Source organism: Burkholderia lata (genome assembly GCF_902499335.1).
Lineage (GTDB): Bacteria > Pseudomonadota > Gammaproteobacteria > Burkholderiales > Burkholderiaceae > Burkholderia > Burkholderia lata_B.
Genome location: NZ_CABVQK010000008.1, coordinates 129622 through 154938 on the forward strand (window position 1 = coordinate 129622; position 25317 = coordinate 154938).

At 66.5% G+C, this 25317-nt stretch carries 21 protein-coding genes; 5 read left to right on the forward strand and 16 right to left on the reverse strand.

From position 1 onward, the window contains the following. Positions 1–37: 37 nt before the first annotated feature. The 10 genes from BCO18175_RS20770 to BCO18175_RS40640 all read right to left on the reverse strand — a co-directional run bounded on the left by BCO18175_RS20770 (position 38) and on the right by BCO18175_RS40640 (position 11286). Entirely contained in the window at positions 38–1246 is a 1209-nt protein-coding gene (locus tag BCO18175_RS20770) for a glycosyltransferase (protein WP_174983623.1), read from the reverse strand. Positions 1247–1365: 119 nt separating this feature from the next. Beyond that, positions 1366–2604, reverse strand: coding sequence for a hypothetical protein (locus BCO18175_RS20775; protein ID WP_174983625.1), 1239 nt, complete (start codon positions 2602–2604; stop codon positions 1366–1368). After that, positions 2601–4040, reverse strand: a complete 1440-nt coding sequence (locus tag BCO18175_RS20780; protein ID WP_174983627.1) for a DUF6418 domain-containing protein — start codon at positions 4038–4040, stop codon at positions 2601–2603. Before BCO18175_RS20780 ends, BCO18175_RS20775 begins: the two co-directional genes overlap by 4 nt. An 11-nt stretch (positions 4041–4051) precedes the next feature. Beyond that, a complete protein-coding gene (locus tag BCO18175_RS20785; RefSeq protein WP_174983629.1) occupies positions 4052–5233 on the reverse strand; it encodes a glycosyltransferase in 1182 nt (393 codons plus the stop codon). Positions 5234–5275: 42 nt separating this feature from the next. Then, complete coding sequence (locus tag BCO18175_RS20790; protein WP_174983631.1) at positions 5276–7498, reverse strand: GNVR domain-containing protein; 2223 nt, start codon at positions 7496–7498, stop codon at positions 5276–5278. A gap of 231 nt (positions 7499–7729) precedes the next feature. Further along, positions 7730–8302 (reverse strand): D-glycero-beta-D-manno-heptose 1,7-bisphosphate 7-phosphatase, encoded by a 573-nt coding sequence (gene gmhB / locus BCO18175_RS20795; protein ID WP_174972290.1) that lies wholly within the window; start codon positions 8300–8302, stop codon positions 7730–7732. After that, positions 8292–9023 (reverse strand): nucleotidyltransferase family protein, encoded by a 732-nt coding sequence (locus BCO18175_RS20800; RefSeq protein ID WP_254608139.1) that lies wholly within the window; start codon positions 9021–9023, stop codon positions 8292–8294. The genes gmhB and BCO18175_RS20800 overlap by 11 nt, the downstream gene beginning before the upstream one ends. After that, positions 9020–9601 carry a D-sedoheptulose-7-phosphate isomerase gene (locus BCO18175_RS20805; protein ID WP_174917280.1) on the reverse strand — a complete coding sequence of 194 codons (582 nt, stop codon included), beginning with the start codon at positions 9599–9601 and terminating at the stop codon, positions 9020–9022. Before BCO18175_RS20805 ends, BCO18175_RS20800 begins: the two co-directional genes overlap by 4 nt. Next, the gene (locus BCO18175_RS20810; RefSeq protein ID WP_174917281.1) at positions 9598–10644 is read right to left on the reverse strand and encodes a GHMP family kinase ATP-binding protein; all 1047 of its coding nucleotides are present in this window, start codon (positions 10642–10644) and stop codon (positions 9598–9600) included. The genes BCO18175_RS20805 and BCO18175_RS20810 overlap by 4 nt, the downstream gene beginning before the upstream one ends. Positions 10645–10875: 231 nt before the next feature. Beyond that, positions 10876–11286, reverse strand: coding sequence for a hypothetical protein (locus BCO18175_RS40640; protein ID WP_254608150.1), 411 nt, complete (start codon positions 11284–11286; stop codon positions 10876–10878). Between BCO18175_RS40640 and BCO18175_RS20815 the strand changes: the two genes are divergently transcribed. Then, a complete protein-coding gene (locus BCO18175_RS20815; RefSeq protein ID WP_254608140.1) occupies positions 11192–12274 on the forward strand; it encodes a polysaccharide biosynthesis/export family protein in 1083 nt (360 codons plus the stop codon). The two genes, BCO18175_RS40640 and BCO18175_RS20815, sit on opposite strands and share 95 nt — an antisense overlap. A gap of 461 nt (positions 12275–12735) precedes the next feature. Then, positions 12736–14937, forward strand: coding sequence for a glycoside hydrolase family 3 C-terminal domain-containing protein (locus tag BCO18175_RS20820; protein WP_174983636.1), 2202 nt, complete (start codon positions 12736–12738; stop codon positions 14935–14937). Between the two features lie 247 nt (positions 14938–15184). Here BCO18175_RS20820 and BCO18175_RS20825 read toward each other — a convergent pair whose 3' ends face one another. Then, complete coding sequence (locus tag BCO18175_RS20825) at positions 15185–15763, reverse strand: DUF4865 family protein (protein ID WP_174983638.1); 579 nt, start codon at positions 15761–15763, stop codon at positions 15185–15187. 127 nt (positions 15764–15890) lie between these two features. Here BCO18175_RS20825 and BCO18175_RS20830 point away from each other — a divergent pair, with 127 nt between their 5' ends. The 3 genes from BCO18175_RS20830 to BCO18175_RS20840 all read left to right on the forward strand — a co-directional run bounded on the left by BCO18175_RS20830 (position 15891) and on the right by BCO18175_RS20840 (position 18256). Next, positions 15891–16748: a LysR family transcriptional regulator gene (locus tag BCO18175_RS20830; RefSeq protein WP_174983640.1), complete on the forward strand. Its 858-nt coding sequence runs from the start codon at positions 15891–15893 to the stop codon at positions 16746–16748. 29 nt (positions 16749–16777) lie between these two features. After that, positions 16778–17428 carry a DUF2625 domain-containing protein gene (locus BCO18175_RS20835; protein ID WP_174983642.1) on the forward strand — a complete coding sequence of 217 codons (651 nt, stop codon included), beginning with the start codon at positions 16778–16780 and terminating at the stop codon, positions 17426–17428. Between the two features lie 240 nt (positions 17429–17668). Continuing rightward, complete coding sequence (locus BCO18175_RS20840; protein WP_174983644.1) at positions 17669–18256, forward strand: IMPACT family protein; 588 nt, start codon at positions 17669–17671, stop codon at positions 18254–18256. A gap of 131 nt (positions 18257–18387) precedes the next feature. Here BCO18175_RS20840 and ppk2 read toward each other — a convergent pair whose 3' ends face one another. From ppk2 to BCO18175_RS20865, 5 genes are all read right to left on the reverse strand, one after another. Beyond that, positions 18388–19338 (reverse strand): polyphosphate kinase 2, encoded by a 951-nt coding sequence (gene ppk2, locus BCO18175_RS20845; RefSeq protein ID WP_174983646.1) that lies wholly within the window; start codon positions 19336–19338, stop codon positions 18388–18390. 89 nt (positions 19339–19427) lie between these two features. Beyond that, positions 19428–20840 (reverse strand): OmpW/AlkL family protein, encoded by a 1413-nt coding sequence (locus BCO18175_RS20850; RefSeq protein ID WP_174983648.1) that lies wholly within the window; start codon positions 20838–20840, stop codon positions 19428–19430. 4 nt (positions 20841–20844) lie between these two features. Next, the gene (locus BCO18175_RS20855) at positions 20845–22140 is read right to left on the reverse strand and encodes an HlyD family secretion protein (RefSeq protein WP_124577653.1); all 1296 of its coding nucleotides are present in this window, start codon (positions 22138–22140) and stop codon (positions 20845–20847) included. Between the two features lie 12 nt (positions 22141–22152). Beyond that, the gene (locus tag BCO18175_RS20860) at positions 22153–23157 is read right to left on the reverse strand and encodes a hypothetical protein (protein ID WP_174983650.1); all 1005 of its coding nucleotides are present in this window, start codon (positions 23155–23157) and stop codon (positions 22153–22155) included. Beyond that, positions 23154–25274 carry a peptidase domain-containing ABC transporter gene (locus BCO18175_RS20865; RefSeq protein WP_174983652.1) on the reverse strand — a complete coding sequence of 707 codons (2121 nt, stop codon included), beginning with the start codon at positions 25272–25274 and terminating at the stop codon, positions 23154–23156. Before BCO18175_RS20865 ends, BCO18175_RS20860 begins: the two co-directional genes overlap by 4 nt. Positions 25275–25317 lie beyond the last annotated feature (43 nt).

Below are 25317 nucleotides of genomic sequence, written 5' to 3' on the forward strand. Positions count from 1 at the left end.
ACATCGATGCCCTCCTTTGCTGCGCTGCGTGGGCCCGTCACGACGGGCTGTCAGACGGTGGCGCGATCAACTCGCGCCACCGCCGGTCGAATACCGGCATGCTGAAGTGCTGTTCGCAATACGCGGCGAAGCGCGTCGCCGCTTCCACGACACGATCCAGCTCCGCGGCGGGATCGATGACGAACCGTTCGAGCCGCGATTCGCTCATCGCGAGCGCGTCGTCGTGGAACCCGAGGCCCTCGAAGGCCGTTTCGTTCCCGACCGGCACGCAGCCGTACGACACGGCTTCCAGCACCTTCGACTTGATGCCGCCGCGCAGGAACGCGGGGCACAACGCAATGGAGCACGCGGTATAGACGTCCGCCTGGGTCGGCGCGAATCCGGCAAACTCGACGTTCGGCACGGGATCGTAGCGCCCGGCCATGCGCCCGTAGATCACCAGCGGCGTGGCCGGCCCGACGCGTGCCCACAACGCCACCAGATACTCGATCGCCAGCCGGTTCTGCAACTGCCGGTCCGAACCGATGAACACGAACCGGAACGGCGCCGCCGGATGCCGCATCGGCATCAGCGCATTCATCGGCGGCGCGATCACGTGCGTCTTCACGGCTTCGGCGTTCGTGAGCGACTGCCGCAACGCGTGCGCGTCCTCCATGGAGACGAGCGTGACGGCATGCGACGACCCGATCGCCGCGCGCTCCTGCCGCTTCAGCGCGAACGCTTCATAGCCGAGGAGTGCGTTGCGGATCAGCCTCGCGTTGGCGAGCCTGACGAACGGCCCCGGCAGCGACTTCTCCAGATATCCGGCCGACAGCGGAAAATCCTGCTCGCGCAGGATGTTCGCGCGGCGCGACATCAGGTCGTCGAAATCCACGACGATCCGGCAGCCGGGCACGCGGTGCCGAACCAGGATCGCGTAGTCCACGAGCCGGATGCCGTCGAAATAGATCACGTCCGGCTTGAATGCGTCGACGGCGCGCAGCAGCGCCGTCCGCTTGCGCGGATGCGAAAACATCGCCACCTGAAGCGCGCACGGCGCGCCGCGCAACACGCTCCATCCCACCCGCATCGCCGCGCCGATCTTCGCGCGGATACCGCCGTCCTCGAACACCGACCGGATCTTGAATTCGGCCACTTCCGTGTGGTCGCCGATCGCCTTCCGGATGAAACTCAGCGTACGCTCCCGCCCGTTCGATACATCCTGCGGAATGTCCCGCGTCATCACCATCAGCACCCGGTTTTTCACGAGCGACCTCCCTATCGATCCGAAACCCTCTTGCCTGCACGCGGCGCCTGCGGATCGCGGCACCCGCGTCCGGCCGGGTGCCGGCGCAACGGGGCCCATGTCCGCATCGAACCGGCCGTTCATGGACGCGCCCTGTTATGGAAAAGATGGCCGAGCACGACGCACCAGAACGCGACGAGCGAGACGGCGATCCCCGTCGACGGCGCATACATCACCAGCGCGCGCGGCATGACGAACGGCGCGGCGACGATCGCCGCGACGATCAGCACCTGCTTGACCATGATGAGCCGGTAGCGGCGCACGGCCAGGAGCCACGTGCTCAGCCCCGCATCGACGAACGTGGCGATCGAGCAGCCGGTCGCGTAGATCATGATCGGCACGCCGTCGACGAACGCGGGCCCGTAGATCATCAGGAACACCTTGCGGCCGATGAACCAGCTGCCGACCCACGCGACACAGCCGACGAGGCCGAGATACAGGCCGAGCTTCAACGCCTTGGCGCGCACCAGCGATTCGGTCCGCGCCGCGAAGACCATGCTCGGCGCCAAGGCCAGCGCCAGCGTCGTGCCAACCGAATTCCACTGTTCGACCAGCGACGCCGCCGACGCGTAAATGCCGAGATCGGCTTTGGAAACCAGCACGCCGAGCAGCAGCCGGTCCATGCGCAGCACCAGCACGCTGGCCGCGATGGCCGGCCAGATCCGCAGCCCGCGCACGACCAGCGCTTTCGTGACGGCCGCGCTGCCGCGGAACGATTTCGGCGACGTCAGCGCCAGCGCGCGATAGCGGCTGAACGGTGCGGCGGCCGCCACGCATGCCTCGAGCGGCCACGCGAACGCCGCGACGATCACGCCCATCGACGCATGCGCCGCGACGTACAGCCACAGCACGCGGACACAGCTTGCGTACGCCCTCGCCCGCGTGATGACCCACGGACGGGATTCGGCATACGCCATCAGCGACCCGAGCGCGATCGGCTCCACGATCAGCGCGAAGGCCGCGATCAGCGTGAGCTCGGAGACGCTCGACGGCCGCATGACGATCACCACGATGCCCATGAACAGCAGCATCACGGCCAGCGTCAGCGTGAGCCGCAGACGGAACGCGCGGTAGACGACCATGTGCCGCAAGCGCGGATGCTTGCCGAGGATCGGCTGGATCACCTGCGCACCGAAAATCAGCGCAACGCTGCCGATCACGTACGCGAGCGACAACGCGAACTGCAATTCACCGAACAGGCGCGCGCCGTAGATGTTCGCGAACAGGTGATTGCTCGCGATCGCCGCGAGCGCCCCGATGATCTTTTCGCACACCACGCCCGCGAACGACGAAAACAGAAGCCTGACGAACGCGTTCAAGATGCCCCCGTCCCCATCCATTTCGCGTCGGCGTTCGCGCGCCTTGCGTCGATGCAGTACCACCAGGCCAGCGCGATCGCCAGGTAGAACAGCGTGCGCGCGCCGAACAGCGTCCAGTAATCGCCCTGCTGGATCGCATAGGTCGCGTACGCAAAGATCTTCGTGGCGAGCCACAGCATCACGACGCCGCCGCGCATCGCGACCCGGATCAGGATCGCGCTCGCCGCGCCGTAGATCGCGCCCGTCAACGCGACGAAGAGCGCGCCGCCCGCATAGCCGAACCAGTACACGGGCACCGCCACGTTGCCCATCGTGAACGTGACGTCGTCGAACACGTAGGCCTTCAGGATCTCGGGCGTGCCGTACGACAGCATCAGGTCGCGCAGGCCGCTCACCGGCGCATCGCTGAAGAACGTCGGCTCGGTGAACGAGCCCAGCGAACCCACGAAGCGCCCGAACGCCGCCATGCCTCCGAGCGTCGGTGCGCTGAACAGGTGCGCGTCGCCATCGACCACGTACCACGCCTGCCCCTGTTCGAGAAACCGCGACACCACCGTCTCCGCGATGTCCAGCCCCTGCCCGCGGTACGCATAGAACACGGACACGCTGCCGATCACGAGCGCGATGACCGAGCCGATCCCGAGGTAGCGCATCACCGGCTTGCCGTTCATCGCGTGAATGGCGATGAACGGGATCAGAAACGTCAGGCACACGTGCAGCACGGCCATGAACTGCTCGCCGTGCAACGCTTCGAGCACCAGGTCGGCGACGATCAGGGCGACGGCCCCCCATCGCACGCTCCGGTTCGAACTCGTGCAGAAGGTGCCGAGCAGCACGGCGACGAACGTCTGGTTGTTCAGGAACAGGTTGAATAGCGAACTATTCGACGCGTCGTTGCGCAGCGCGTAGCGGTTGACGCCGCTCAGCACCGCGAAGCCGCCCGTCAGGCCCGCCAGCACGCCCGTCGCGAGGATCGCGCCGACCAGCCCCAGCCCGAGCACGACGCTGGCCGGCTGGCGCGTCATCCGTGCGCGGATCGGCACGTGCACCAGGCGCTCGTTCAGGAGCCGCTCGAACGCGAACAGCGCGCACGCGACGAAGATCGCGTAGAACGACAGCAGCCGGCTGAACGCGCCGTTCGCGACACCAAAGATGTCCGTTTCCCGCAGGAAACCGCCGGATTCGATCCCCACGCCGGCCACGAACGCGGTCAATCCGATCACCAGCGTGTAGAGCATCGACACGGCGAATACCGGGCGGGCAACGACCAGCGCGACCAGACCCGCGACCGCCACCAGCAACGTACAGGTCGCGCTCGGGTCCATCGCGCCGAGCGCCGGCAGCATCGCATTGATCGTCAATGCGAGGATGAACAGCGTCGACACGGCCAGCCCCGTGAAAGCCGCGGCCCGGCCGTCGGCCTGAATCGTTCGCATCGCCGCCTCTTTCACGCTTGCGTCCGTCCTGCGCGCGGCCGGTCATGCACGGCCCGGTCCAGCGCACCGTGCAATTGCGCGCTCACCGCGCCGGACGAAAAACGCTGCGCGTTCACCCGCCCGGCGCTCACTCGTTCGGCCCGCAGCGACGGGTCGCCCGCGACGCGCTCGATCTGCCGGCCCCATTCGGCGGCATCCGTCGCATCGGCAACGGCCACGAACGACTCGCCCATCGTGTAGCGGTACACCGGCAAATCCGACGCGACGACCGGAAGGCCGACGAACTGCGCCTCGATCACCGTGCGGCCGAAGCCTTCGTGCAACGTCGGCGACACGTACAGATCCGATGCCTGGAAGAAGTAGCCGAGATCGTCGTCGCCGACGTTCTCGACGAAATGCGCGGCGAATCCCGCCTGTGCGGCGATGTCCCGGCATTCGTCGCGATTGGCCTGGTTCTGCGCGCTGCCCACCCGCAGCACCATCACATCCTTGCGCCCGAGCGAGGCCAGCGCGCGAAACAGCGTCGCATTGTTCTTGCGCGTTTCGTCGGAGCCGACGTTCAGCACGACCAGCGCTGCGTCGACACGGATGCCGAAGCGAGTCAGGAGCATCGCGCGCGCCCGTTCGCGCACCGCGGCGTCGATCGGCGTATAGCGATCGTCGAACGCATTGGGTACGACCTGTATCCGGTCGGCACGGATGCGCAGGTCCGCCAGCGCTTCCTGCGCCGTCACCTCCGACGGCGCGAGCACCACGTCCGCGGTCGCGATCAGCGACTGCGTCAGCCGCATGTACGCATTCTTCAGCTTCTCGACGACACCGCGCACCTGCCCCGGACGCTGCACGTGATGCAGCACGATGCCGACGCGGCCGCCCGCCCACCGCACCAGCGGAATCATGAACGCCAGGTCTTCCTGGTACAGCATCACGAAGTGCCCGGCGCGCGCCGCCGCGACTGCCCGCAGCGGGTACAGCACGAACTGCGTCCAGTAGCGCCGGAACGAGCGCGGCGCGGCCGGAATGTCGACCGGCTCGACGTCGAATCCCGCCAATGCGGGGATGAAGTCGATACATTTGAGGCTGTATCGCATGACCCCATTCCAGCTCACCGGCCGCGGCCCGAGAAACCATACGACCCGCACCACCTGCGCGTCGCGCCGCAGTCCATCCTTGCTTGCCATCGAATCACTCATGCGCTGCGCTCCTCGCCCAATAGCATCGAATCACCCATGCGATCAGGCGCGCGCCGCGGCGAAGCCGGCGCCGATCCGGCGAATGCCGCGCAACGGCGACGGCTCGAAGCCGTTGAACACCAGCCCGTCGATGCGCACGCCGATCTTGCCCAGGCTTTCGAGTGCGTCGGTGACGCCGGCCGAGTTCGCCGAACCCTGGCGGGCTACCAGCAGCGTCATGTCCGCAACGCGTGACAATGCCGCGAGGTCGGCCACCGGCAGCGCGGACGGCGCATCCACGATGACCATGTCGTACCGGCTCCGCAACGACGCGGCCAGCGCGTCGAGACGTGCCTGGTCGAACAGGTTGCGCGTCGACGCGCCCTGCTTGCCGGCGGACAGCGCATCGAGCCGGCCGGCGACGCGGGTGATCGCATCATCGACCGGCAGCGCGTCCTTCAGTACGTCGGACAGGCCTTTCGTCGCCGTGACCGGCAGATAGCGATGCAGCCCCGGCGCGCGCACGTTGGCATCCACGATCACCGTCTTGAACCCCTTCTCGGCGTACAGGTACGCGAGATTGGCGGCGATCATCGACTTGCCCTGCGCCGGCGCCGCGGACGACACCAGCACGACCTTCGCATCGCCGCCATACGCGGCCAGCCGGTGCCGCAACGTCAACGCCAGACTGTCCATCGCGTCGGCCAGCGGCACGTCGGCCGGCTCCTTCGTCGCGATGAATGCGGGCGTGCGGTTCGCATCCGCTTCGGCCTGGCGGCGCGAATTCGGCAGAATGCCGAGCATCGGGATGCCGAGTGCCGCTTCCAGGTCATGTGGATCGCGAATGCGCCCGGCCAGCAATGCACGGCCCTGCGCGACGAGAAAGCCCAGCATCAGTCCGGTCACGGCACCGGCCAGGATCGCGATCAGGCGCTTCGGCCGGACCGGCTTGTCGCTGACGACCGCCTTGTCGACGATCGACGCGTTGCCGACCGTGCCGGCTTCCGCGATCTGCAACTGCTGCGTGTTGTTCAGCAACCCGACGTAGAGCTGATTGTTGACCTCGACGTCGCGCGCCAGACGCAAGTACGTCTGCTGTTGCGACGGCAGCCGCGCGGCTTTCTCCTTCAGCACCGCGGCCTGCTTGTCGAGTTCCTTCAGCTTGTTGGCCGCCGCCACGACCTGCGGCTGCCCCGGCACGTATTTCGACAACAGGTCCTGGTACGCGAGCTTGGTCTCGAGCCGCGACTTGTCGACGAACGCCAATTGCTCGACGAGCAGCCGGATGTCGCCCTGCGCATCGATCGAACCCTGCTGGTTGCGAAACGCGTTCAGCGCCTGCTCGGCCTGTTGCAGCCGCGCCTTGACGATCGGCATCTGCGCGTTGAGGAACGTGAGACTGCGCTCGGCATCGTCGGCACGGCGTCTCGCGTTGAAGCTCAGGTAGGCCGCGGCGATCGCGTTGAGCATGCGCGCGGCAAAGACCGGATCGGCGTCCTCGAAACTCAGCTGCATGATGCCCGACTGCCGCTTCGTCTCTGTCACGCCCAGTTTCTTCAGGATTGCCTCGAGACGCACGTCGGTGGCGACGCACCGCACGCGGAATTCCGCGCCGGGACGCGCGACGATCCGCGCCACGTCGACGCGATAGCCGTTGCTCTCGCTCGGTACGCCGACCACCCCGCTCAGCACCACCTGACCGCTGCGGTCCTTCAGCCGAAACCGGTTGTCGTCGAGATTATCGAACGTCAGCGCCTTGCCGGCCTGCGCGGCCGGCACCTCGAACGTCCTGAACTCCAGGCGCTCGCCGCCCCATGCCCACGACGACATCCCGAGCGGTGCGTCGGCGAGACCGTTCGCGTCCTTCGGCATGAGCGAACCGATGAGGCCGCCAATGACCGGAAACCGGTTCTCGACCGACACCTCGGCCTGCGCGGCCGTCGCATTCATTGCTTCCACGACGACCGAACGCGAGCGGACGATGTCGATTTCGCCGACCACGGCCGAATTCTGGATATCGAGCGCCTTCGAGATCGACGACAGCGATCCCAGTGCACTGGCCTTGTTCTCTTCGATCTGGATCAGCGTGTCGGCCGAATACACCGGCGTTGCCGCAACCGCATAGACGATCGCCAGCAGCAGGCAGGCCGCGAACACGGCCGCGAAGAGGCGCCCGTTGTCGATCAGGTTCTCCAGCAAATCGATCGGCGACAACCGCGTCGCATTCCGGCCGGCGTGTTTCGTTTCGTTTTGATGCCCGGTAAATGCAGGTCGGTCCATCTTCATGCTGAACTCCAGAATGGAAGATCCGGCTGGCTTCGCCGCTTTACGCGCGTTGTTGTTCACGTTCATGTCTTTGAAAATCCGGCTGGAAATCCTTCAGTGCCGATCGGGAAAACCGCGCCCCGCGAACCTGGATTCCCCGTGTGTTTCCGCCCGACGGGCGCGACGGCCGGCGTCCGTTCCCGAGCCCTCGCTCGTGTCATTCCGGCATGCCGTCGTCGATGCTGCCGCCCCCTACGCACGCGCGGCGGCGATCTCCGTACCCAGCAGCGCCGCGCCGATGTCGGCGAGCCGTGCGACGACGTCGGCCGCCGGATCGGCTTCCGCATGGCCGGGCTGGTCGCCCACGAACAGGAAGCGACGTCCGACGCCGGCGCGCGCGCCCGCATCGAGATCGGACTGCTTGTCGCCGACCAGGATCGACGCGGACAGGTCGAGATCGAGATCGCGCCGCGCGTCGTGCAGCATCCCGGGCTGCGGTTTCCGGCATGCGCACGCCTGCCGGTAGCGGCCCATCCCGGCCACCGGGTGATGCGGGCAGAAATAGACGCGGTCGATTCTCGCGCCCCGCTCGTCGAACCTGCGCCGCATCCATTCCATGAACGCGACGAACTGCGACTCCGAAAAATACCCGCGGCCGATGCCGGCCTGATTCGTCACGACGACCACCTGGTGACCGGTCGCATTGGCCAGCCGCACGAGATCGAAAATGCCGTCGACGAACACGCAGTCCTGCTGCCGGTGCACGTAGCCGTAGTCGACGTTGATCACGCCGTCGCGATCCAGGAACAGTGCCTTACGCTTCACTGGTTCGCGTCTCCAGCATCGGCGGAATGACGGTTTGCGCACGTCGGTAGTCCGCCGGCACACCGATGTCGATGAATGCCGTGACCTCCGGAAACACGCGGATGTCGAGCGCGTCGAACCGTTCGCCCAGGAAGTCCTGCTCGAACGAGAATTTCTCCGGCAGCGCGCAACCGAGCAGCGTGCGCGCGTTGACGACGTACGTGCCCGCATTGATGTAGCCCTGCGCCGGGCGCTTCTCGCGGAATGCCGACAGCCTGCGCGAGGTCGCGTCGAATTCGAGCGTGCCGTAGCGCGACGCATCGTCGACCCGCGTTGCCGCCACGACCAAATCGGGGCGCATCGCACGATAGAACGCCGACAAGGCCTGCACATCCAGGTTCGACCACGTATCGCCGTTCATCACGATCATGTCGCGCTCGCCACTGGCCTTCAGCGCGTGAACGATCGCGCCGCCGGTGCCGAGCGGCTCGTGCTCCTCGACCACGGAAATCGCGATGCCGAAATCGCGCGACGTCACGAGCGCCTTGATCGGGCCGCTGCCGTAGCCGAGCGACAGCACCACCTCCTTCACGCCCTGCTGCCGGAGCCCCTGCAGCATCCAGTACAGAAACGGCTCGCCGTCGATCGGCGCGAGCGCCTTCGGCAGCGTGTCGCCCAGCACCGGGCGCAGCCGCGTGCCGAGGCCGCCGGCAAGGATCAGGCAGGGCAGCATCGCATTCATGCAAAGATCCGCTCTTCGACGATGCCGCAAATGATGTGGCCGCACACGAGATGCCCTTCCTGGATCTTCGGTGTCGACGCGGACGGAATCTCGATGCAGAGGTCGGCACGCTTGCGCATTTCGGCGGCACCGGGGCCGTTACCGGTGAACCCGACCGAAAACATGCCGGCCGTCCGGGCCACTTCCAGCGCACGGAGGATGTTCGGCGAACGCCCGGACGTCGAATACGCCCAGAAAATGTCGCCGGGGCGCCCCGTCGCCTGGATCTGGCGCTCGAACAGTTTCTCGTAGCCGTAGTCGTTGCCGATCGCGGTCATGACCGAGCTGTCCACGGTCAGCGCAAACGCCGCGAGGCCCGGCCGATCGAAGTTGAAACGGCTGACGAATTCGCCTGCGATGTGCTGTGCGTCCGCCGCGCTGCCGCCATTGCCCGCCAGCAGGATCTTGTTGCCCGCGCGCAGCGCCTCCGTCACGCGCTCGGCCACCTGCTCGATCCGCGCCACTTGCTCGCGGTCCGACACGAGCGCCGTCAGCACCGACAACGTCTGGCGAATTTCGCTCTCTACCGCGATCGTCATTGATTCTTTCTCCACGACTGTGCACCGATGTCGGTGAACGTACAGTTGAGCACCTGGCCATTGATCCCGTTGTATGCATCCAGCGCGCGCATCACGGCCGGCCGTTCGACCGGATCGACGAAGAACATCATGAAGCCGCCGCCGCCCGCGCCGGACACCTTGCCCGCCTTCGCGCCGGCCCGGACCGCGACGCGGTACAGGTCGTCGATCATCGAGTTCGAGATGTTCTTCGCCATCCGCTTCTTCGATTCCCATGCGTCGCGCATCGACGCGGCGAACGCGTCGAAATCGGCGCGCAGCACGGCCTCCTTCATGCGCACGGCCTCGTCCTTCACTTCGTGCAACGCGGCCAGCGAATCGACCACGCCTTCCGTCACGTTGCTGCTTTGTTCCTTGATGATGTTGGCCGACTCGCGCGATACGCCCGTGTAATACAGCACGAGCGACGCCTCCATCTCGGCCTTGATTTCCTGCTTGATCCGCAACGGATTGACGATCACGCGATCGCCGTAGAACTCCATGAAGTTCAGCCCGCCGAACGTCGCCGCGTATTGATCCTGCTTGCCGCCGGCAAGCCCGAGATCCTCCCGCTCGATGTCGTGCGCGAGGTGGGCGATGTCGTATTCGCCGAGCGGCAGCGACAGCAGTTCGCAGAAGGCCCTGACCAGCGCGACGACGATCGTCGACGACGATCCGAGCCCGGAGCCCGGAGGCGCTTCGGAGCACGTCGTGATCGTGACGGCCAGCGGATGGCCGCCGTGAAAATCGCGGACGATCCGGTTGTAGACGCCCACGTGCAGCCCGAGCCCGTTCTGCACCTCGAGCACCGGCGACACGGGGCCGATCCATCGGGTATCCGTATCGGCCGCGACCAGTTCGACCTTCGCGTCGTCGCGCGGCGCGATCGACGCGTACGCAAACTTCTCGATCGTCACATTCAGCGCCAGACCGCCGAACCGGTCCGAATAAGGCGGCACGTCGGTTCCGCCGCCGCCCAAACCCAACCTCAAAGGCGCCCTCGAACGGGCAATGAAGCGTGTCATGAAATCTCTCGCAGACAATGAGCCGGACGCCGGCACGATGCCGTTCCCGCTCCCGCACATTCCGCCGGGAATGCACGGCCATGTTCGTTGGCGCCACTATGCGATAGATGTCCGGCACGCTGCGTGCGATGGCTTACATTAAGCCGCCGCCGCGATTTCGAAGCGTCCAACCTGCGTTACGCTCTGTTCGCGATCGGCCCGGCGACGGGCGAAACGGCATGAAAAACGCCGTCACGTTCCCGGCCACGCGCGACGACGTCCTTCCGTCATTGCCGGTTTTTGACAATTGCTTTCGGAAGCGATGCCGCGGCGAAACACGCGCCGATTGCCCGGTGCCTGAATGCCGCCGGGAAGCGTCATCACGATGTTCGGAACGAAGCGGGCACGCGACGAGCGGCCCGAATTCGATCCGGATAACGTATCAATCGATTCATCGCTGCTGGACACAAAAATGAAAAACGTTCTACCGTTCGATTCCGTGGCGCCGGGCCACACTCGCACTGCCGTGCGCGGAATGTGCATCGCGCTCTCCTTCGCAACCGTCGCGATGCTTTCCGCATGCACGGTCGTGCCGGGGCAGCACATGAGTTCGACCGCGTTGCCGGTCACGACCGCCGACAACGGCGACGTGACCAGCGACATGCAGGTGCCGGTCAAGCAGATCGACCTGACGCAGATCGAGCAGATCCGGGCCGAACAGAAACGCGCCCCCGCCGCGTCCATCCCGCCGAACCTGTTCGCGAAGTCGGACATGTACCGGCTCGGTGCCGGCGACGTGCTGCAGATCACGGTGTGGGATCACCCCGAATTCGCGACGGCCGCCGGGCAGCCCGTGCAGAACACGAAGGCCGCGGACGCCGCGCCCGGCTTCGTCGTCGACAGCAGCGGCAACGTGCAGTTTCCGTACGTCCCACGGCCGATCCATGCAGTCGGGAAAACCGTCGCGCAGATCCAGCACGAGGTCAAGACCGAGCTCAGCAAGGTGTTCGTCAAGCCGCAGGTCACGGTTCGCGTCGCCTCGTTCCGCGCGACGCAGGTCTATATCGACGGCGAAGTGCGCAACCCGGGCGCACAGGCGATCAACGACATTCCGATGACGCTGATCGAAGCCGTCAGCCGCGCGGGCGGATTCGCGCCGACCGCGGATCAGAGCCGCGTCACGATCACCCGCAACGGCACGATCTATCCGCTGAACGTCGCGCAGATGATGAAGACGGGGAAGAATCCGGCGGACATCATGCTGAAGCCCGGCGACATGCTGCATGTGGGCGCACGCGACGACAATCCCGTGTACGTGATGGGCGAAGTGGTCAGGCCGCAAGCCGTCGCGCCGCTGCGCGACGGTACGCTCACGCTGAGTGAAGCGCTCACGCAGGCCGGCCAGCTCAACCAGCAGACCTCGAATGCCAAGCAGGTGTTCGTGCTGCGCAAGGCCGCCGACAGCGCCCCCGTCATCTATCACCTCGACATGCAGTCGCCGGTGTCGATGCTGCTCGCGAACCAGTTCCCGCTGGCGTCGAAGGACGTCGTCTATGTCGACAACACCGGGCTCGTCCGCGCAAGCCGCGTGCTGAACCTGCTGCTGCCGGCGATCAGCGCCGGATTGACCGGCGCGCTCGTCACGAAGTAAGCCGCCGAGTGCGTGGCCCGGTCCGGTTCGATGCGCACGCAACGAACCGGATCGCCCGCGTCGGCATCTTTCCCGCAAAAGCGCCTGCCTCAAGGTACTTCTTACCCGGCCGCACCCCATCGATCGGGAACGATGACCGTCTTTCCACCCCGCCGCGCGAGCGAGCCGAAGAAAGATCGGACATATCGGTATAAACACCGATGCTGTAGTCAAACTACATTCATACCATTAGTCGCTGCAGAGAATCGCTACATCCGATTCGGCAGCGTCGGGCGGCCCGTGCGTCGTCGCCCGCGTGCGCCGGTCGGGCCCATCCGGCCGTAACGATTCCCCGCCTGATCTGGCATGCCGACGCGCAATCACCCAGCATCGCCAGCCGTATGCGTCCAGTGCGAATCCATCGGACGTGCGCAGCTCCAGACATCATCCGAACAACCGGCAATACGATCATGGAGAGCAACATGCGGGACACACTCTGGCCGGCCGTCGTGCTGGCAGCGACCCTCTGCACCACCGCCTATGCGGGCGATGCCGATTTCAATGCGCAAGGCGACGCCACCGATGCGTTCGCGTCCGCTGCGGCGGTCCGGCGCGCCGACCTGCTCGTGCGCAAGATGACGCTCGACGAAAAACTTCAGTTCATTCATTCGCAATACGAAATGTCGAAGGTGCCGGGCGGCGGCGCCGGCTACATCCAGGGCGTGCCGAGGCTCGGCATTCCCGACCTGAACATGGTCGATTCGGCGACAGGTTCCGGCAGCACGTCGCAGGCCAGCACGACGTTCCCCGCGACGATCGCCGTCGCAGCGAGCTGGGATCGCCGCCTGTCGTACGACTACGGCAAGCAGGTCGCGATCCAGTTGCGCGCGCAAGGGTTCGGCATGGGTCTCGGCGGCGGCACCAATCTCGCACGCGAACCGCGCGGCGGCCGCCTGTTCGAGTATCTCGGCGAGGATCCGCTGCTGGCCGGCGACCTGCTCGCCGAACGCACGCTTGCCACGCAGCGGCAGAAGGTCATCGCGACCATCAAGCACTACGCCGGCAACGAGCAGGAGCACGGCCGGATGGGCGGCAACACGCAGATCGACGAGCGCACGCTTCGCGAGATCTACTTGCTGCCGTTCGAGATCGCCGCGAAGCGCGGGCGGCCCGGCAGCGTGATGTGCAGCTACAACCGCCTGAACGGCGCGTATGCGTGCGAGAACCCTCACCTGCTGAACGACGTGCTGAAGAACGAATGGGGCTTCCAGGGCCAGGTGCAGTCCGACTGGGGCGCGACGCACAGCACCGCCGCCGCGATCAACGCCGGGCTCGACGAGGAAGAGGACGTCGGGCCGTCCGTGTACCTGACGCCGACGGCCGTCAAGCAGGCCATTGCGAACGGCTCGGTGTCGACGGCACGACTCGACGACATGGTGCGGCGCAAGCTCGCGGTGATGATCCGCGTCGGCGTGATGGACGATCCGGCCAAGGGCGGCGGCACGATCGATTTCGCGGCCGCGAACCGGTTCGCACAGGCCGCTTCCGAGCAGTCGATCGTGCTGCTGAAGAACGACGGCAACCAGTTGCCGCTCGCCGCGTCGGCGCTGTCGCATATCGCCGTGATCGGCGGCCATGCCGATGCGGCCGTGCTGTCGGGCGGTGGCTCGGGCAACACACGCGACCCTGTCTCGGGATCGTTCGCGGGCTGCGGCGGCCTCACGTTCGGGTCATCGACGGGATGCAGCTGGTGGCGCAATCCGTGGCTGAAAGTCGACGTGCCGATCGTCGCGGCGATCCGCGCGCTCGCGCCGGCCGCGCAGGTCACGTATGCGGGCAACAGCGACCAGCAGTCGCCGTTCCGCGCGTACACGCAGCAGGAGATCGACCAGGCCGCGGCACTCGCGGGCCGCTCGGACGTCGCGATCGTCGTAGTCGCGCAGCCGGCCGGCGAGGATTTCGGCGATCTCCAGAGCCTGAGCCTCGCGAACCCGTCGAATCAGGATGCGCTCGTCGAAGCCGTCGCGCGCGCGAATCCGCACACGATCGTCGTCGTCCAGAGCGGCAACCCGGTGCTGATGCCGTGGAAGGACCAGGTGTCCGCGATCGTCGAGGCGTGGTATCCGGGCGAGGCCGGCGGCAAGGCGATCGCGAACGTGCTGTTCGGCGCGGTCAACCCGTCCGGCAAGCTGCCCGTCACGTTCCCCGCGCGCGATCAGGATTCGCCTGCCTGGGGGCAAAACGGTGCGTTCGACAACGATCCCGTCTACGCGGAAAGGCTGAACATGGGCTATCGCTGGTATGACGCGCGCAACATCAAGCCGATGTTCGAGTTCGGCTACGGGCTGTCGTACACGCATTTCGCGTATTCGGGGCTGTCGGTGGCGAGGCAATGGGACGGCTCGCTGAGCGTCGCGTTCACGGTGCGCAACGACGGGCGCGTCGCCGGTGCGGAAACGCCGCAGGTCTATCTCGGCGTGCCGTACAAGGACGAACCGCCGAAGCGGCTGGTCGGCTGGGAGAAGATCCGGCTGAATCCGGGCGAGACGCGGCGTGTACGCGTGACCGTGTCGCCGCGGATGCAGAGCGTGTGGGATACGTCGCGTAACGGCTGGCGCGTGGTGCCGGGCGGGACGGTGTACGTCGGCGCGTCGTCGCGGGATATCCGGCTGCAGGGGCACTGAGCGGCGATAACCCGACGGAAGAGCCGCGCGTGGCGTTGCCCGGCTCTTCCGTATTCACCCGTGCTCACTGGCGATCGTTACCGGAACAGCAGCGCCAGCAACGTCGCGAGCGCGGCGATCGTGGCGATCCCCGCTGCCATCCCGGCCAGATGCGCGGTGATCACCAGGCCGGCCGGCAACCGCACCGATGCCGCGCCACTCCGCCTGCCCGCCGGCCCGGTCCGCGATCGAGACGCGACGCAGGTCATCACACCCCGCTCCCTTCGAGCGTATCGAGCAACGGCCGGGCCAGATGCAGGACCTGGTACACCGTGCCCGCGCCGCCGTCGTCCGGTTCGTGTTCCGATACGAGCACTCGCATCAGCCGCCAGCGCAGCGGATCGAGGCTGACGGCGGCCGCGACCGTCCCCTGCCGCGCCGCCACATCTCGATTGCGCGCGATCTCCTGTGCCAGCGTCGCATCGAGGTCGGCATCCGCCGGAATATCGGCGGCTTCCAGCCGCACGAAGCGCCCCGTCGACGCACTGCCCTTGCGCGCATCGAGTGCGACCTGCACGTCGATCGGCGCGCGCCCGAAACTGTCCGTCACGACCCGGTAGCGGCCGTCCGTGACGAACCCGGCGAACGCCTGTTCATTGCGCCACAGATAAAACGACGCATAGCCGTTTTCCGTCGCACCGTAGCGGCCCGCCTCGCGCAGCAGGAACCCCTTGAACACCAGGTCCGGCGTGTCGTCCCAGAGCCTGCCGCGCTCGCGCACGCGATTGCGGATGATGTCGAGGTCGTAGTCCGCCGGCAGGCGGTGCACGTAGTACGCGGTCAGCATGATCGACTCCTGGGAAGGAAAAGGGAGATTCCGAACGGCTTGGGAACAGCGTAGAAGACCTTGAATCATTTGAAAAGACGATGGCAGAATATTTCAATGATTCATTTTCCAAATGGATGAGTAAGCGATGAAGACGCTCGACATCGAAGCCGTGCAGGCGTTCGTGCTGACCGCCGACCTCAAGAGCTTCACGCGGGCTGCCGAGGCGATGGACACGACGCAGTCCGCGGTGAGCCTGAAGATCAAGCGGCTTGAAGACGGCCTCGGCCGCCGCCTGCTGGAACGCACGCCGCGGCAGGTTCGCCTGTCGGCCGACGGCACCGCGTTCCTGGAACCCGCGCGCGAGCTCGTGGCCGCTCACCAGGGTGCGGTCGGCGCGTTCGGCGCCGGCCAGCGGCGGCTGGCGATCGGCGTGAGCCATCACGTTGTCGGCGCCGATCTGCCGATGCTGCTTCGGCGCATGAGCGAAGCGGAACCGGGGCTCGTGCTGGAGATCCGGGTCGCCGCGTCGCGCGACGTGCTCGACGCGTTCGACCGCGGCCAGCTCGATGCCGCCGTCGCGCTGCAGCACGACAGCCGGCGCCTCGACGGTGAAACCCTGCTGTCGGAGTCGTTCGGCTGGATGGCCGCGAGCGATTTCGAGTACCATCCGCCGCAACCGCTGCGGCTCGCGACGCAGGCCGAGCCGTGCAGCGTGCGTCGCATGGCGATCGGTGCGCTGGACGAAGCCGGTGTCGCGTGGACGGAAGTATTCGTCGGCGGCGGCGTGGCGACGATCGGCGCGGCGGTAGCCGCGGGGCTGGCCGTCGCCGCGCTCGGGCATCGCGTGGCGCCCGTCGGGACGGTCGACGTGGGGGCGCGATACGGGCTGCCGCCCTTGCCGACCCGCGACGTGGTGCTCTATTCGAACCTGACCGATGCGCGGGCCCGGCAGGCGCTGCGCACGCTGGGCGCGGCGCTGCGGTCGTCGGTCGGCGTGCGCTGATGTCGCGCTTGAACAATCGGAGAGAAAACATGCGTCCGCTGGACGAACTGGTAAACGAACGCGAGTCCGCGCTCCCGAATTTGCTCGAGTGGGCGGCTGCAGCCAGTCACCGTTGCGAAATACTGCCCGCCTCCGATCGGAGCGGCGAAGTGCTTTCCGCGCTTCAGGTAACCACCCGATCACCCCTGGGCGCAATCGCTTATTCGACCGGCGGCATACTGGTGGACGGGGGCTACCTTCGTCTGCTCGGCTCAGGCCATCCCCGGCTGCCCAGAGACATCGTCGGCTGGAATGACGGGCGATCGTCCGGCTTTCTATTGATCGCGGACGATGCCGTCGGCGGATTCTTCGCATTGAACGGAGGCGCACTCGGCGACGACACGGGTTCGGTGTACTACCTTGCGCCTGACACCCTGGAATGGGAGCCCCTCGAGATCGGGTACAGCGACTTCGTGCGGTGGTCGCTCAGCGAGAATCTGCACGACTTCTATGCGAGCTTGCGCTGGCCGGGCTGGCAAGCGGATGTCCAGCATCTGACGACGGATCAATGCTTCAGCTTTTATCCGTTCCTGTGGACGAAAGAAGGATCGGTGGAACACAGCAGCCGCAAGGCGGTCAGCGTGTCCGAGCTTTACGCGCTCCATGCCGACCCTGGATCCGCCGCGTCACGGCAACCGTGACCAGGCCGCAATATCTGAATATCGACCACCGCACCATTCACATCGGTGCGCCTCTTTTTTTGTCTCCGGCACATCACGCAGGCCGGGTTCCGACGGCATCGAAATGCTTCGATGCGCGCCACGGTAAAATTCGGTCTTCATCCCGCCCATGCAGCCGGCCCATGCCTGCCCGGGCCCGGACCAAAAGAATCGATACGCCACCATCATCTTGATTTTCTTACACTTTCCCCGTCGCGACGCATGATGTACTCGCTCGCCACCACTTACATCCGCGAACTCGAGATCCGCAAGAGCCGCTTCATCGCGTACGCGATTCCCGTCGACGACCGCGACGCCGCGATGCAGGCGCTGCAACGCCTGCGCGAAGAACACCCGACGGCCACGCACGTGTGCTGGGCACTGCTGGCAGGCGGTCAATCGGGGATGTCGGACGACGGCGAGCCGTCGGGCACGGCGGGCCGGCCGATCCTGGAAGTGCTGCGCCATCACGATCTCGATGGCGTGCTCGGCGCAGTCGTGCGTTACTACGGTGGCGTGAAGCTCGGCGCGGGCGGCCTGGTGCGCGCGTACACCGATGCAATCGCGTCGGCGTTGCTCGATGCCGAGCGCATCGAGCGCATCCGCTACACGCGGCTCGCGATCGAGATCGGCTATCCCGAGGAGGCGCGCGTGCGCCGCTGGATCGATCAGGCGGGTTATGAACTGGTGGATAGCGCGTACGGGATGACGGTCAAGCTCGTGATCAAGCTGCCCGAGACCGCCGACGCGAATGCGCGAATCGAGTTGTTCGACCTGACGCAAGGGCGATCGGGCTTTCCCGATCTGTGACGTACGCGAACCGCCCGCCCCGTCATCCCGCTGCCGGCAAATTCCGCCGAAAAATCAGATTGGCTCGATAGAAAACTGCGCGCCGCGTTGCACGGCGCGCCCTATCATCGCATCGAATCCGCGCTGGCCGCTCAGTAAGTATCCGGCACGATCATGTTGTCCGGCACCGGGCGGCGGATGTAATCCTCGTGATGCTCGCGCGGCGGCAGGTCGATCGACGCGTGCGGGACCTCGTGATACGGCACCTGCTGCAGCAGATGGTGAATGCAGTTCAGCCGCGCGCGCTTCTTGTCGACGGCCTGCACGACCCACCACGGCGCTTCCGGAATGTGCGTGCGCAGCAGCATCTCTTCCTTCGCGGCCGTGTAGGCTTCCCAGCGGCGGCGGCTCTCGAGATCCATCGGGCTCAGCTTCCATTGCTTGAGCGGATCCTCGATGCGGCTCTGGAATCGCACTTCCTGCTCGTGATCGGTGATCGAGAACCAGTACTTGACGATCTGGATCCCGCTGCGCACCAGCATCTTCTCGAACTCGGGCACCGAACGGAAAAACTCCTCGTATTCCTCGTCGGTGCAGAAGTTCATCACGCGCTCGACGCCCGCGCGGTTGTACCAGCTGCGGTCGAACAGCACGATCTCGCCGCCGGCCGGCAGATGCGCGACATAGCGCTGGAAATACCATTGCGTGCGTTCGCGGTTGCTCGGTGCGGGCAGCGCGGCGACCCGGCAGACACGCGGATTCAGCCGCTGCGTGATGCGCTTGATCGCACCACCCTTGCCGGCCGCGTCGCGCCCCTCGAAAATGACGACGAGCCGGTGCCCGGTGCTCACGACCCAGTCCTGCAGCTTGACGAGCTCGCCCTGCAGCCGGAACAGCTCGCGGAAATACTCCTTGCGCGCCTCGCGACGCTCCTGCGAAAACAGCAGGTCGTCGTTGTCGTCGAAGCGGCGGTCGTCGAGCTCCATCTCGAGCTCTTCGTCGTAGGCGTCGACCAGATCTTCCTCGAAGCGGCGCTGGCGCGCCTCCATCGATTCCATATCGGTGCGGTCGTCGGTCTCGGTGCGGGTATCGTTGTCGCCCATGGGGCCTCCTTCCATCATTGACGCAGCCAAACTCCAACATTATCCCAGTGTCGCGCGTCAAATTCATGAAAAAAGGGCCGGCGCGCCGATCAGAAGCGGAACGCGAGCAACACGCTGGCCAGCACGGGGTTCGCGGCAATATCGAACGTGTTCGACGCGAGCTGCCGGTTCGGCTGGTCGATGTCCAGCGTAATCTTCGTACGTAACGGGATATAGGTCACCATGCCGGTGATCCAGAACTGGCGCGTGATCTGGTAGCTCGCGCCGACGGTGAACACCGGCTCCCACACGCTCTTCACCTTGGCCGACACGTTGGTCTTGCCCGACAGCAGCAGGTCGCCGCCGGCATCCCAGATGCGCTGGAACAGCGACGGGTCGAGCAGCAGCGACTGCAGGCTGCCGATGTCCGAGCCCGCCGCGAGCAGCCCGCCGAGCGACGCGAGCTTGCGCTGGAACACGGGATTCAGGTTCGTGTTCGTGAAGCGCGTATAGCTGATGCCGATGCCCGCGAACGGGCGAAAGCGATCGTCGCGCTCGCCGAGGTAATACTTGAATACGACGGACCCGAGCCACGCGCGCGTGGTCGCGAGCGGGTTGCTTTGCGTGTTCGCGAGATCGATCAGCGGCAGCCGGCCCTGGACGCCCGCGAAGATTCGGTCGAGCGGCAGCCCGATGCTGCCGTGCCCGCGCAGCGTCAGCACCGGCGGAATGCCGCCGCCGAGTTCGGCCGCCCAGTTTTCCGAGAAAAAGTGGGTCAACGTGAACGCCAGCGTGTTCGTGTTGCTCAGCGACAGCTGCGAACCCTGGTTCTGGAAGCTGTTCAGCCCAAGCGCGTCGGTGCGTGTCGTGACGGGCGTCGAACGGCCCGTCGTCGCGACGAAATGCCAGCCGAGGCCGACCATGTTGCGATCGCTGCCCATCAGTTGCTCCATCAGCGGCGGCGCCTGCGCGGCAGGCAGGTCGGGCAGCCGCGACGGATCGATCGGATGCAGCTCGTACGGCATCCGGTCCGCGTGGACGACGCCCCGCGAGACCGCACCACTCTCCGCTGCCTCGCGTACGGCAGCCGATGCGCAGCGTGCACCGCCCTGTCCGTCGTCATCGCTGGCGAAGCCGATCCCGTCCGCGCCGTCGACGGCACCGACACCCTCGTCGTGCGCCGGGCCGCATGCGGCCGTCCGCTGACCGAGCGTGATCTTGCCTGCCGTCAGCGGCACCGCACGCGGCGGCACGTCGGCCGCACCCTCCGCACCGGCGGCCCCACGCCGGGCCGGCCCCGCATCGGTCGCCCACGCGCTCGCATCGAACCCGTCCGCGTCGCCGCCCGGCCAGAAGCCGATCCCGTCGGCACCGGCCTGCCAGCGTGGCCCGGCATCGCCGTCGGGCTGCGGCGCGCCCTGCGCGGCGGCCGCACACGCGAACAGCGTCGCGCCGAGCCAGCGCGACAGCGGACGCACGGCGCCCGGCCGCACGCGGCGGCGGTCCTTGTTCCGGCTCGCCATCGGCTCAGGCCGGCACGCCGAACAGGCGTTGACGGATGCGGTACAGCGGCTCGAACAGCCATTCGAGCAGGCTGCGCCGCTCCAGCACGATGTCGGCCTTCAGCATCATCCCGGCCCGCAGCGACAGCGGCCGTCCTTCGAACGCGGGCGTGCGGTCGGCCAGCTCGACCCAGGTCTTGAAGTAGGTCTGCGGCGTGGCGGCATCGCCCGGCAGGTTCAGCTCCTTCGCGGAAAACGCGACGGGCGAGATCGACAGCACCTTGCCGCGATACGTGCCGAACTTCTCGACCGGATAGCTTGCATACGCCACCTTCACTTCCTGCCCCTTCTTCACGAAGCCGGCCTTCGACGACGGAATGTAGACCTCGGCGATCAGCCCGTCGGCCTTCGCGGGCAGGATCTCGACGACGCGCGTGCCCGGCGGGTCGATCACGCCGCCCTGCACGACATCGAGCCGCACGATCTGCCCGTCGGCCGGCGCGTACAGCACCTGGTTGACGTTCTCGTCGATGTTGTATTCCTTCGCGTTCAGCTCCTCCTGCTTGATCTTCAGTTCAGCGTTCGCGCCGTCGTACTTGCTCTGCATCGTGTCGAGGTCGCCGCGCAGCTTCATCGCGTTCTTCGCGAGCTCGGCGCGGCGCAGCAGCAGGTCCTGGTACGCCTGCCCGGCCTGCAGGTACTGCGTGTTGACCTGGTTGTACTGCTCGAGTGTCACGACCTGTTCGTCGAGCAGCTGCTTCACACGTGCGCGCCGTTCGCCGTACTCGTCGACGATGCGCTTCTGGTCCTGTATTTGCCGGCCGATCAGCCCGCTGCTCTCGCCCTGCGCGGCGATCTGCTGGTTGATCTGCTGTACCGACGACTTGTATTCGAGCCGCGCCGCGTCGATCTGCTGCGTCACCTCGACACGCTGCCGGTCGAGCGCCGCGCGCATCCCCTGCACGTTGTTGGCCTGGCTCACGAAGCTCGTGTCGCGCGTCACCGCGAGCAGCCGCTGGCCGGCCTTCACGTGCTGGTCCTTGCCGACGTAGACGTCGCGCACGGCCCAGCCCGGCGGCGCGCTGACGCCGATCAGCCCCGAGCGCGGCGTCAGCATCCCCGACACGCTCTCGGTGTTCGCGTAGCTCAGTTCGACGAGCGCGGTCACGAACATCGCGAACATCGCGAGCGACAGGTAGCAGAAGAACCGCATCGACACCGGCACGTCGACGACGCCGTGGATCACGGTGCCGAAGGTCGTGCCGCGCGCGAGCTTGCGCGACGGCTTCTGTTCTCGGAGGGCGGAGTTCCAGGTCGGCATGGGGCGGGCTCGTCAGGAGCGACGCCGCGCGGCCGCATCGAGCAGCGGCGTCGGCATCAGGTAAGGCGTGAAGTGTTCCCAGAAATGCCACTGTTCGGGCTGGCGCACGAGCGCCTGCTCGAGCCGGTCGACGATGCGCTGGTGCGTCGCGCGCACGGGCGACGCGTCGTCGTCGGCACCGAGCATCGGCGCGAGCGGGCTGGCCGCGAGCTCGGTGAAATGGACCGCGCAGCGGTCGCGGAACGGCACGCCCGTCGCATACGCGACGAGCAGCGGAATCCCCTGCTCGACCGCGAGCTTCACGCCGCCGCCGGCCATTCGCACCCAGCGCCCGCCGAGCCGGCAGCGGTTGGTCTTGCCGAACTTGCCGTGCAGGTCGGAGAACAGCAGGAACACGGGCGCCTCGCGCCGCAGGCTCGTGATCAGCCGCCGCAGGTGCACGCGCTCCTCGATGTCGATGAACTCGACAACGCCTGCGCCGTATTCGGCGACGAGCCGCAGCGCATCGTCGAAGAACGCGCCCGGCGCATCGCGGTGCAGGATCACCATCAGCTTGCGGTCGTCGGGAATCATGAAGCGCAGCTTCGTGACGAACAGCATCAGGTTGCCGAAGTGCAGCCCCGCCAGCATCAGCGGGCCGCCGCGCGCGAGCGCCGCGCGCAGCTGCGCGTCGCCTTCGCACGCCATCCCGTCGATCATCGACTTCATCGATTCGAGGCTGTGCGTCCGCAGCTTGAGCCCTGCGAACTCGGCTTCGAACAGCTCGCGCACGATCGCCGCCGACACCTCCCGCACGCGTCGCGGATCGTCGTTCAGGTGCGCGCTCAGCATGTACGCCACGGCACGCTCGATCGACTCGCGAATGCACGGAAAGCAGCGCAGGCATGCACGCGAGCACCAGCGCATCAGCCGCAGCCCGCGCGCGGGCGACGTCCGCAGCGCGACGGCGCGCACCGCGCGCCGCACCAGGAACGCATACGAGAACGGATTGAGCAGAAAGAGTCGTCCGAGCATCACCGTGTCTCCTCGGCCGAACGCCATGCGCCGGTCGCATCGGTCAATACGCCGTCCTGCATCTCGTAGATCCGGTCGACCATCGACAGGATCGACGCGTCGTGCGTGACGAGCACGATGGTGCACGGCAGCGTCAGCACGTTGCGGCAGATCTCGTGCGTCGTCGCCTGGTCGAGGTTCGACGAAAATTCGTCGAGGATCAGCAGGCGCGGCTCGCAATACAGCGCCCGCGCGATCAGGAGCCGCTGCATCTGCCCGGCCGACAGGAATTTCTGCGTATCGCCGAGCGGCGTGTCGTAGCGATGGTCGAGCCGCTCGATCTCGTCATGGATGCACGCGAGCTTCGCCGCGTCGAACATCGCGCCGATCCGCGGCGCGGGCGCGAAGTTCGTGATGTTGTCGCGGATCGTCCCGCGAAACAGCTGGTCGGACTGCGTGACGGCCGCGAGATGCTTGCGGTACTGCCGCAGGTTCACTTCCGCGAGATCCACACCGCCGACGAACAGCGTGCCGGGCTCGGGCCGCACGAGCCCGCAGATCAGGTTCAGCAGCGTCGTCTTGCCGCTGCCGGTGCGGCCGACGATCGCGATCTTGCCGCCCGCCGGCACGTCGAGCGCGATGTCGCGCAGGATCGGGCGGTTGCCGCCCTTCGGCGTATACGACAACGCGCGGATCGCCAGCGCGCCGTCGAACCCGTCGACCGGCCGCACGACCGCGTCCGGCGCGGGCTCCTCCGTCTCGGTCTGCAACACATCCGCGACGCGGTCCATATGCACCTGCAGCACCTTGCGGCGCACGTAGAGCTGGATCGAATCGATGAACTTGTCGGCGAACAGGTTCTTGTACTGGATGAACGCGTAGATCACGCCGATCGTGCTCTGGCCGTGCATCACGAGCCACGCGCCGTACGTGACGATCACGAGCTGCTCGACGTGCACGATCCCCTTCGATATCGCATCGAACAGCAACTGCAGCCGCTCCTGCTGGCGCATCGCCTGCAGCTTCTGCGTGAACGCGTTCACCCACAGGCTGCTGCGCGCGGTCTCGGCCGACAACAGCTTGATCGAATGCGCGGAGCGGATGTTCTCGATCAGCAGCGCATCGGCTTCGGCGCCGCGCGTGAGGATCTGCGACATCGCGTCCTGCAGTTGCGGCTGGATCGCGAGCCGGCTCAGCGCGAACAGCACCATCCCGGCCAGGCTGATGCCGGCCAGCACCGGGCTGTAGTACAGCATCAGCACGAGCGTCAGCGTGCAGGTGACGATATTGAGCAGCCCGCCGACCAGCCCATCGACGAGAAAGCGCCCGACCTCCGACACCGACGACACGCGCGAGATCGAATCGCCGGTGTTGTGGAACAGGAAATAGCCGATCGGCAGCCGCGCGAGATGCCCGACCATGTTCGCCGACAACTGCTGCGACACGATGTTGCGCAGGTAGCTCTTGATGTTGCCGACGAGGTTCGCGTAGAGCGTGTCGAACAGGAACACGATCGCGAACAGGATCGTCAACAGGTACAGGATGTCGACGTCGGTCTTCTTCAGCGCCTCGTCGATCGTCAACTGCACGTACGACGGCCCGAGCAGCAGCAGGAGCTGCGCGGCAACGCCGCCCGCGATGCCGATCGCGAGGCTCTTGCGGATGCCGGTCAGCCCTTCGAGGTAGTCGCGCAACCGGATCCGGTCAGCCTGCCCAGCCCGCGTGAAGCCGATGTCCGGATTCAGTTCGAGCGCATAGCCGGTGATGTGCGTGAGCGCCTGCGCGAGCGGCAGTTTCGTCTCGCCGAGCGCGGGATCGACGATGTGCACGCTGCCGTAGCCGACCTTCGTCAGCACGACATAGTGGTTCATCCCCCAGTGCAGGATGCACGGCGTCTTGAGCCCGTCGAGCTCGCCCGCGTCGAACTGCAGCCCGCGAGCGCGCAGGCCGAGATCGTTCGAGATCTCCATCAGGTCGAAGAACGACAGCCCGGAATCGATCCGGACCGGATAGCGGTTGCGCAGCGTGCGCAACGTCGTTTCGCGCCCGTGCCACGACGCGATCATCGCGAGGCAGGCCAGGCCGCACTCCGTCACCTCGTCCTGCAGGACCGGACGGACTTTACGCGTATTGAAGAGCATGGTCGGGCACCCGGGGCGCGACGACGCGCCGCCCGGGCCTGCC